6 protein-coding genes are annotated in these 9,436 nt (G+C 62.9%); all 6 read left to right on the plus strand.

Going from position 1 to position 9,436, the window contains the following annotated elements; all coding sequences use genetic code 11:
• Positions 1–4,296 (plus strand): NAD-glutamate dehydrogenase (locus JNK99_RS11455; protein ID WP_291853036.1); only part of this gene is annotated, 4,296 nt, incomplete at its 5' end.
• Between the two features lie 189 nt (positions 4,297–4,485).
• The gene (locus JNK99_RS11460; RefSeq protein ID WP_291853039.1) at positions 4,486–5,037 is read left to right on the plus strand and encodes a DUF2889 domain-containing protein; all 552 of its coding nucleotides are present in this window, start codon (positions 4,486–4,488) and stop codon (positions 5,035–5,037) included.
• Positions 5,038–5,094: 57 nt separating this feature from the next.
• Positions 5,095–6,255: an ADP-forming succinate--CoA ligase subunit beta gene (gene sucC, locus JNK99_RS11465; RefSeq protein ID WP_291853042.1), complete on the plus strand. Its 1,161-nt coding sequence runs from the start codon at positions 5,095–5,097 to the stop codon at positions 6,253–6,255.
• Positions 6,256–6,264: 9 nt separating this feature from the next.
• Positions 6,265–7,158 carry a succinate--CoA ligase subunit alpha gene (gene sucD, locus JNK99_RS11470; RefSeq protein WP_291853045.1) on the plus strand — a complete coding sequence of 298 codons (894 nt, stop codon included), beginning with the start codon at positions 6,265–6,267 and terminating at the stop codon, positions 7,156–7,158.
• A 173-nt stretch (positions 7,159–7,331) separates the two neighbouring features.
• Complete coding sequence (locus JNK99_RS11475) at positions 7,332–8,291, plus strand: ornithine cyclodeaminase family protein (protein ID WP_291853048.1); 960 nt, start codon at positions 7,332–7,334, stop codon at positions 8,289–8,291.
• 174 nt (positions 8,292–8,465) lie between these two features.
• On the plus strand, positions 8,466–9,296 hold the full coding sequence (locus JNK99_RS11480; RefSeq protein WP_291853051.1) for a Stp1/IreP family PP2C-type Ser/Thr phosphatase: 831 nt from the start codon (positions 8,466–8,468) through the stop codon (positions 9,294–9,296).
• Positions 9,297–9,436: the final 140 nt, after the last annotated feature.

Consider the following 9,436-nt stretch of genomic DNA (forward strand, 5'->3'; position numbering starts at 1 on the left):
GCCGAACGCGATGCCGCTGGCCGCTTGCAGCGCAGCCTCCCGCGCGGTGCGCCCGGCAGTCAGCCGGAGTCCTGGATTCATCTCGAGATCGACCGCATCGGCGATAGCGTCCTGGTCGAGCAACTGCACCGGGAAATCGCCGACGTGCTCGGCGACGTGCGGGCTGCCGTCGAAGACGGCCCCGCCATGCAACAGCAGATGCGTGTGACAGAGGAAGAGGTGGGCACGGCGGAGGTTGCCGAATCCGATGAAGTGGCGGCTTACCTGCGCTGGATAGCGGCCAACAACTTCGTTTTTCTCGGTTTTGCCGATTATTGCGTGGCCACCGGGGATTGCACGCTCAGCCGCGTTGCCGACAGCGGACTCGGCATTCTTCGGCACACCGATCATCCACTTTTTGGCCGCTGTCTCGCCGGAATTCCGGGCGAGATCGCGGAACTGGCCAGGGAACCCTTGCCGGCCATCCTGGTCAAGGCGGACGCGCGCTCGACGGTGCACCGCTCGGCCTATCTCGATTTCATTGGTGTCAAGCGTTACGCTGGCGACGGCAGCATCGTCGGGCTGCGTGCCTTCGTCGGTTTGTACACGGCGCATGTTTACCATGTGTCGGCGACCGACATCCCGCTCCTGCGCCGGAAGATTGCTGCCGTGCGACAGGAGATCGGTTTTGTCGCGCGCAGCCACCGCGACAAAACCCTGCTCAACGTACTCGAAACCTATCCGCGCGACGAATTGATCGAAATCGCGCATGGCGATCTGCTACGCATCGCGCGGGGCATCGTGGCCCTGCATGAGCGCGAGCAGGTTCGCGTCTTCCTGCGCGACGATCCCTGGGGTCGCTACGTCTCGGCGATTGCCTATCTGCCGCGTGATCGTTTCGACACCACCATTCGCGAGCGCATCTCGGCCTTGCTCTACGAAGCACTGGCTGCCGAGCGGGTCGACTTCTTCATCATGATCGGCGAAGCGCGGCTGGCGCGCCTGCACTTCATCGCCCGGACGCCGGTCGGCACCCGTTACCATTACGATGCCGAGGCAATCGAACAGCAGGTGGCTCGCATCGTCCGCGGCTGGAGCGACGAGTTGAAGCAGAATCTGGTCGGGCACTATGGCGAAGAACTGGGCAACAGCCTCTTGCGCCGCTATGCCGCGGAATTGCCGCTGTCGTACCAGGAACGGGTCACCGCGGCTTCCGCAGTGTCCGATCTCGAACGTCTGCAGACTGCCGAGCACAGCGGGCGTGTCGAGGTCAAGCTGAGCGCCGCGCAAGCCGACGACGGCGCTCACCAGCATCTGAAACTGTTCCGTCGGGGTCGCCCACGGCCACTGTCGGCCATCCTGCCGGTGCTCGAAAACCTGGGTCTGACGGTGCTCTCCGAACAACCGTTCAGCCTGCCGCGAAGTGATCTGCACATCGCCGATTTCGCCGTGCAGTTGCCGCAGGCGGCGGCGCTCGATGACGATGCGACGCGGCAGGCGTTCCGCGATCTGCTGGAACGTCTGTTGCGCGACCAGGCCGAGAACGATGGCTTCAACCGTCTGGTCTTGCTGGCCGGCCTCGACGGGCGACAGATCAGCATTCTGCGCGCCTACACCCGTTATCTGCGGCAGGCGGGGCTGCCGTTCAGTCAGGCCTACGTCGAGCGCTGTCTGGCGACGCATTTCGAGATCACGCGTGGCCTGATCGAGCTCTTTGAAGCGCTCTTTTCGCCGACTGCCGACGATCTGCGCGCCGGTGTCCTGGCCAACGAGCTGAACATGGCCTTGCTGCAGGTCAGCAATCCTGACGATGACCGGATTCTGGCCGCCTTGCAGACGGTGATCGGCGCGACGCTGCGCACCAACGCCTACCAGCCTGGGGCGGATGGTCGGCCGAAGGCTTATCTGGCGTTCAAGTTCTCGTCGCGTGACATCCCTTTCCTGCCCGCGCCGGCACCGTTGTATGAGATCTTCGTCTACAGCGACCGGGTCGAGGGTGTGCACCTGCGTGGTGCCAGGGTTGCCCGCGGTGGCCTGCGCTGGTCGGACCGCATGGAAGATTTCCGCACCGAGGTGCTTGGTTTGGTCAAGGCCCAGATGGTCAAGAACGCGGTGATCGTTCCGCTCGGTTCAAAGGGTGGCTTCGTCTGCAAGCGATTGCCTCCGGTCAGCGACCGTGAGGCCTTCCAGGCCGAGGGCATCGGCTGTTATTCGACCTTCATCCGTGGCCTGCTCGATCTGACCGACAATCTGGTGAACGGCCAGGTCGTGCCGCCCAGCGGCGTGCGCCGTCGCGATGGCGACGATCCTTATCTGGTGGTCGCCGCCGACAAGGGAACGGCGACCTTCTCGGACATCGCCAACGGCATCGCCATCGAATACGGTTTCTGGCTCGGTGACGCTTTCGCGTCTGGCGGATCGGTCGGTTACGACCACAAGAAGATGGCCATCACGGCCCGGGGTGCCTGGGAAGCCGTCAAGCGGCACTTCCGCGAACTGGGCCTGGACATTCAGCAGCAGCCGTTCACCGTCATCGGCATTGGCGACATGTCCGGCGACGTTTTCGGCAACGGCATGCTGTTGTCGCGCGAGATCCGGCTGCTCGCCGCCTTCGACCATCGCCATGTCTTCCTCGATCCAGACCCGGACCCGGCGCGCAGCTTTGCCGAGCGCCAGCGTCTGTTTGCTCTGCCGCGCTCATCCTGGGCCGATTACGATCCGGCCCTGATCTCGAGTGGTGGCGGGGTGTGGTCGCGCACGTCAAAGTCGATCCCGCTGTCGCCCGAGCTGCGTGCCTGGCTCGGGACCGAGGAGAGCCAGATGACTCCGCCCGCGTTGATCAAGACCCTGCTGCAGCTGCCGGTCGATCTGCTCTACAACGGCGGCATCGGGACCTATGTCAAGGCCAGCACGCAGAGTCATCAGGAAGCCAACGACCGGGCCAACGACATCCTGCGCGTAGATGCCAGCCAGTTGCGGGCGCGCGTGGTTGGCGAAGGTGGCAACCTGGGTCTGACCCAGAAGGGCAGGATCGAGTTCGCGTTCAACGGTGGCCGGATCTTCACCGACGCGATTGACAACTCGGCCGGTGTCGATTGTTCGGATCATGAAGTCAACATCAAGATCCTGCTCGCCGGGCTGGTCAGCCGGGGTGACATGACCGGCAAGCAGCGCGATGCCCTGCTCGCTTCGATGACCGCCGAGGTCGGGCATCAGGTTCTCGCCGACAACTACCAGCAGACGCAGGCGATCGCGCTGGAAACGATGGCTGCCGGCGGACTGCTCGAGGCGCACGCTCGACTGATCCGTGGTCTGGAGGCCAGGGGAGCACTGCACCGGGCGATCGAGTTCCTGCCCGACGATAAGGGTCTCGCCGAACGGGCACAGCAGAGGCGCGGCCTGACCGCTCCCGAGATCGCGGTTCTCCTGGCCTACGCCAAGATCACGCTCAAGGAGGCACTGCTGGATTCAAACCTGCCTGACGGCGAAGACGTTCATGATTTGCTCGAAACCTATTTCCCGGTCGCCCTGCTCGAGCCTTGCCGCGCTCTGATGGCGGCGCATCCCCTGAAGCGGGACATCATCACCACGCAACTGGTCAATCGCCTGGTGAACCGTATGGGGACCACTTTCGTCATGCAGCTTGGCGAAGAGACGGGGGCTGCACCGGCGCAGGTGGCCGGCGCCTGGTATGCGGCAAGCCGGGTGCTCGACGCGGAGGCACTGTGGCATGAAATCGAGTCGCTGGATCTGCTGCTTGACGCCAGCCGGCAAATGGAACTGATGGCGGCTCTGCGTGCCATGACCGTGGCAGCCACGCTGCTCGTCCTGACGCCGCATCTGGGCGGAGCGTCGATTGGCCAGTTGGTCATCGAGTATCGAGCGGCGGTGGGCGAGGCCATCGACCGCGCGCGCCGGGGTCTGCGCGGTGAACAGGCGATCACGACCTTGCTTGCGGCGCGTGCAGACATCGTGGCGGCTTTCGACCTCGTCAATCTTGTTCGTGTCTGTGGCCATTCCCTGAACGAGGTGGCCGGCGCGCTTGCCGAACTCGAACGACAGCTCGATCTCGCCTGGTTTGCTTCTGCCGTCAATCGCCTGCCGGCCGGCAACCGGTGGCAGGCACGGGCGCGCGCGCAACTGACCAGCCAGTTGGCCGGTCTTCGCCAGCATCTCTTGCGGCAGATGCTCGGTGGCCGACGACCGTCAACCGCTGCGGCGGACAGCGTGCTCGACGAACTGAAGGGCAATGAACCTCAGGATCTGGCCATGCTCTCCGCTGGCCTGGCCGAGATCAAACGTCTTCTGGGGTCGTGAAGCGGAACAGCGGCCGGCACGCCGGGTAGTCGCCGGTCGACCGCCAGGGCAGGGCGGGTGAGGCCGCTGCGAGAGGTCCGTCGATCTCCATAATTATGAATTTCGCCAAGGATGGCGGGGCGTTTTGGTGTACAATCCGCGGCCAGCCGCGAAGCTTTTGCATGCTCGCAAATCCCCCCAGGACCCTCGATGCCGCTGCCCCCGACCACTGTCCAACGCACCCTCAAGCATGTCCGCAGCGTGCAGCTCAGTGGGTACAAGCGGAGCGACGGTTGCTGGGACATCGAGGCCCGACTGACCGACGTCAAGGATCATGACTACCCGTTGTCGTCAGGTCTGCGCAAGCGCGGCGAGCCGGTACATGACATGTGGCTGAGGGTGACCATCGACCACAAGATGGCCATCCTCGATGCGGTAGCCAGTACCGATGCCATGCCTTACGTCGGTTATTGCGACCGGATCACCCCGAGCTACGCGCAACTCGTGGGGCTCAATCTGTTTCACGGATTTCGCACGGCAGTCAAAACCCTTTTTCGCAGTACGCGCGGTTGTTCGCACCTCAGCGAACTGGCGATGTTTCTGCCGACTGCAGCACTACAGACCTTTGCCAGTGACGTTCCTGACAGCGGCGAGGGCGGGCAGAAGCCCTACCAGCTCGACCGTTGTCATGCGCTGGAGTCTCATTCGGACGCGGTACGGCGCTTTTACCCGCGCTGGTATCACGGCCAGAAGCCCGGGTAGGAGGCTCTACCGGTGGTTCATTACGTTTCGCAACCTTAACTCAAGCAAGGAAAGCGCATGAAAATTCACGAATATCAGGGCAAGGAACTCCTGAAGAAATTCGGCGTCGTCGTTCCGCGCGGGGTGTTCTGTCCATCCGTCGATGACGCGGTCAAGGCAGCCGAATCCCTGGGTGGCAAGGTCTGGGTAGTGAAGGCTCAGATTCACGCCGGTGGTCGTGGCAAGGGTGGTGGCGTGAAGGTGGCCAAGTCGCTGGACGAAGTTCGCCAGTATGCCGGCCAGATTCTCGGCATGCAGTTGGTGACCCATCAGACCGGTCCGGCCGGTCAGAAGGTGCGTCGCTTGCTGATTGAAGAGGGTGCGGACATCCGCAAGGAGTACTACGTGGCGGCGCTGACCGATCGTGCGACTCAGAAGGTGGCGATGATGGCTTCTTCCGAGGGCGGCATGGACATCGAAGAAGTTGCGCACAAGACGCCCGAAAAGATTCTCAAGGTATTCATCGATCCGATCGACGGTCTGACCGATGCGCAGGCCACCCAACTGGCGACGGGCATTGGTGTGCCGGCCGACTCCGTCGCCAAGGCGGTTGCGACGCTCAAGGGCCTCTACACCTGCTACATGGAGACTGACGCCTCGCTGGCCGAGATCAACCCGCTGATCCTTGAAGGCAATGGCGACATCAAGGCGCTCGACGCCAAGTTCAACTTCGACTCCAACTCGCTCTATCGGCAGCCCGAGATCATGGCTTTCCGTGATCTCGACGAGGAGGATCCGGACGAACTCGAAGCGTCCAGATTCGATCTCTCGTACATCTCGCTGGACGGCAACATCGGCTGTCTGGTCAACGGCGCCGGCCTGGCGATGGCGACCATGGACACCATCAAGCTGTTCGGTGCCGAGCCGGCCAACTTCCTCGACGTCGGCGGTGGTGCGACGACCGAGAAAGTGACCGAAGCGTTCCAGATCATGCTCAGGAATCCCAAGGTCAAGGGTATCCTGGTCAACATCTTCGGCGGCATCATGCGTTGCGACACGATCGCCACCGGCGTCGTCGCGGCAGCCCGGGTGACCCATCTCTCCGTCCCGCTGGTCGTCCGCATGAAGGGGACCAACGAGGACATCGGCAAGAAGATCCTCAGCGAATCCGGCCTGCCGATCATCACTGCCGATTCAATGGCTGAAGCCGCCACCAAGATCGTCGCTGCGGTCAGTTAAGGAGCCACCATGTCGATTCTGATTAACAAAGACACCAAGATCATCACTCAGGGCATTACCGGCAAGACCGGTCAGTTCCATACCGAAAAGTGCCAGGAGTACGCCAACGGCAAGAACTGCTTCGTTGCCGGCGTGAACCCCAAGAAAGCCGGCGAAAGCATTTTCGGCATTCCGATCTTTGGCTCGGTCAAGGAGGCTGCTGCCGAGACCGGCGCCACCGTCTCGGTGATCTACGTGCCGCCGCCCGGTGCCGCGGCAGCGATCTGGGAAGCGGTTGAAGCCGACCTCGATCTCGTCGTCTGCATCACCGAAGGCATTCCGGTACGCGACATGCTGATGGTGCGCAACAAGATGCTGCGCAAGGAAGCCGCCGGTGGCAAGAAGACGCTGCTGCTCGGTCCGAACTGTCCCGGCCTGATCACGCCGGATGAAGTCAAGATCGGCATCATGCCGGGCCACATTCACCGCAAGGGGCGCATCGGTGTCGTGTCCCGTTCGGGCACCCTGACCTATGAAGCTGTTGGCCAGTTGACCGAGATCGGTCTTGGCCAGTCGTCGGCGGTGGGTACCGGTGGCGACCCGATCAACGGTCTCAAGCACATCGACATCATGCGTCTGTTCAACGACGACCCGGATACCGATGCGGTGATCATGATCGGTGAAATCGGCGGTCCTGATGAGGCTGACGCCGCAGTGTGGTGCAAGGCCAACATGAAGAAACCGATCGTTGGCTTCATTGCCGGCGTCACCGCTCCGGCCGGCAAGCGCATGGGTCACGCCGGCGCGCTCATTTCGGGTGGCGCCGACACGGCAGATGCCAAACTCGCCATCATGGAAGAGTGTGGCTTCAAGGTGACGCGCGATCCCTCCGAGATGGGCAAGCTGATCAAGGCAATGATCTAGGGCGTTCCCGCCCCTGGCGGCTGAACAAGAGGGGCAGGCTGCGGTCTGCCCTTTTGTTTGTCCTCTGCCGCCACGTTTTACCGGTAAAATCCCCGTGACCGGCGGTCGCAACTGAACGGCCGTCGATGGAGATTGGCAGAACTGAACCCTTGATGGGCATATCCGAGTCTACGATGGCGCTGTTTCTGAGTGAAAAGGACGTCGAGCAGTTGCTGACCATGCAGCTCGCTCTGGCCGAGGTGGAGGTCGCGCATCGGGCGCTGTCGTCGGGGCAGGGCTGCGACGTTCCGAGGCAACGCACACGCCTGCCGCAGACCACCCTGCACCTCCTGCAGGGCGCTCTGCCCGAGGTTGACGTCATCGGTTACAAGGCGTACACCAGCAACCGTTCCGGTGTGCGCTTCCTGGTTCACCTCTACCGTGCGTCGACTGGCCAGCCACTGGCAGTGCTCGAGGCCGACCGCCTGGGCATGATGCGTACCGCTGCGGCGTCAGGGGTTGCGACACGCTGGCTGGCGCGGCCCGATGCCACGGTAGCGGGAGTTTTTGGTGCCGGTTGGCAGGCCGAAGGGCATATTGAAGCAATCGCGGCAGTGCGTCCGCTGCAGCGGGTAAAGGTTCATGCCCGCCACCCCGAGCGCCTGGCCGCTTTCTGCAGCAGGATGGCAGCCCGCCTCGGTCTCGAAGTGATACCGGCAGCGTCGCCGGAAGAGGTCGTGCGGGGCAGTGACATCGTCAGCACCGTGACCACCTCGGCGCTGCCGCTGTTCAATGCCGAGTGGCTGGCGCCGGGAACGCACATCAATGCGGCCGGATCCAATTCACTGATCCGCCGAGAATTGAGCGAAGAGGTGGTCAAGCGCTGCTCACCGATCGTCGTTGACAGCGTTGCCACTGCCCTGGGTGAAGCCGGTGATCTGCTGCCGCTGTTGGAAAAGGGACGCCTGCATTGGCGCCAGTTGGTCGAACTGGGCGAGGTGATCTGCGGCCGGGCAGCGGGGCGCTCGAGTGCCGGGCAGATCACGCTGTTCGAATCGCAGGGAATGGCCGTTCAGGATCTGGCACTGGCGGCGCGTCTTGAAGCGCTGGCGCGGGAGCGTGGGCTTGGCATAGAATTGCCTTATGGTGCGTAGTGTGGGCACAATGCGGGCCGTCGGTGGATGTGGCCACGGAACCGCTCGTGGACCGCGGCAGGCCGATAAGGGCAGCGATGGTCCAGTCCATTGCCCGCGGCATGCCGCTACGCTCATGACGCGGAGTCCAGGGTCCGGGTAAAGCCGTACTGATCGGTGTTTTGTGGAGCTCAGGTGACAAACAGTCTCTCCAGTGCGTTGGAAATCGTCGCTCGCAGCGACCCCGGACTGGTGCGCGCGCAGAACGAGGATTCGGTATTTGCCGACGCCCGGCACGGATTGGCGATTCTGGCCGACGGGATGGGTGGCTACAATGCCGGAGAAGTTGCCAGCCGAATGGCCACCGCGCTGCTCGCGAGCGGGCTCGCCACGGCCTTCGCGACGACCGCCGCGGAACGGATCGACAACACGACCGGACAACCCTTCGCCTTTCGTTGTCTGGTCGAACAGATCGAAGAGGTGAACTCGGCGATCTACCGTGCGTCGGGGAGTGAGGCCAGACTCGGCGGCATGGGCACCACCCTGGTGGCCAGCGTCTTCTGCGATGACCGGGTGATCGTCGCGCATGTCGGTGACTCGCGCCTTTATCGCCTGCGGGGCGATGAACTGGCGGCCCTGACGCATGATCATTCGCTGTTGCAGGAACAGATCGACAGCGGTCTGATCTCGGTCGAGGAGGCGCGCTACTCGCTGAACCGCAATCTGGTGACGCGTGCGGTCGGGGTCGATCCGGAAGTCGAAGTGGAGGTTCATGTGCACGCCGTCAGACCGGGCGACATTTACCTGCTGTGTTCGGATGGCCTCTACGACATGGTCGATGAGGCCGACATCCTGCATGCACTGGAAACCTTCGGCACCAACCTTGAACTGTCGGCGCGGCAGTTGATCCAGTTGGCGAACGATAATGGCGGGGACGATAATGTCTCGGTGGTGGTGGTCAAGGTATTGAGCGAGTTTCCGGCCGCGCGGGGTGGCTGGTCCAGACTCTGGTCATGGCTTGATTGAGGACGAGGAAAGCAATGGCAAAGCTCATACTTAGCATGGATGGTCTGGTTCTCAAGGAAATCCAGTTGCGCAAGGAGCGCATGAGCATCGGCCGCAAGGCGCACAACGACATTCAGATCGACAACATGGCGATCAGCGGG

This window comes from Accumulibacter sp. (genome assembly GCF_016789985.1).
GTDB lineage: Bacteria > Pseudomonadota > Gammaproteobacteria > Burkholderiales > Rhodocyclaceae > Accumulibacter.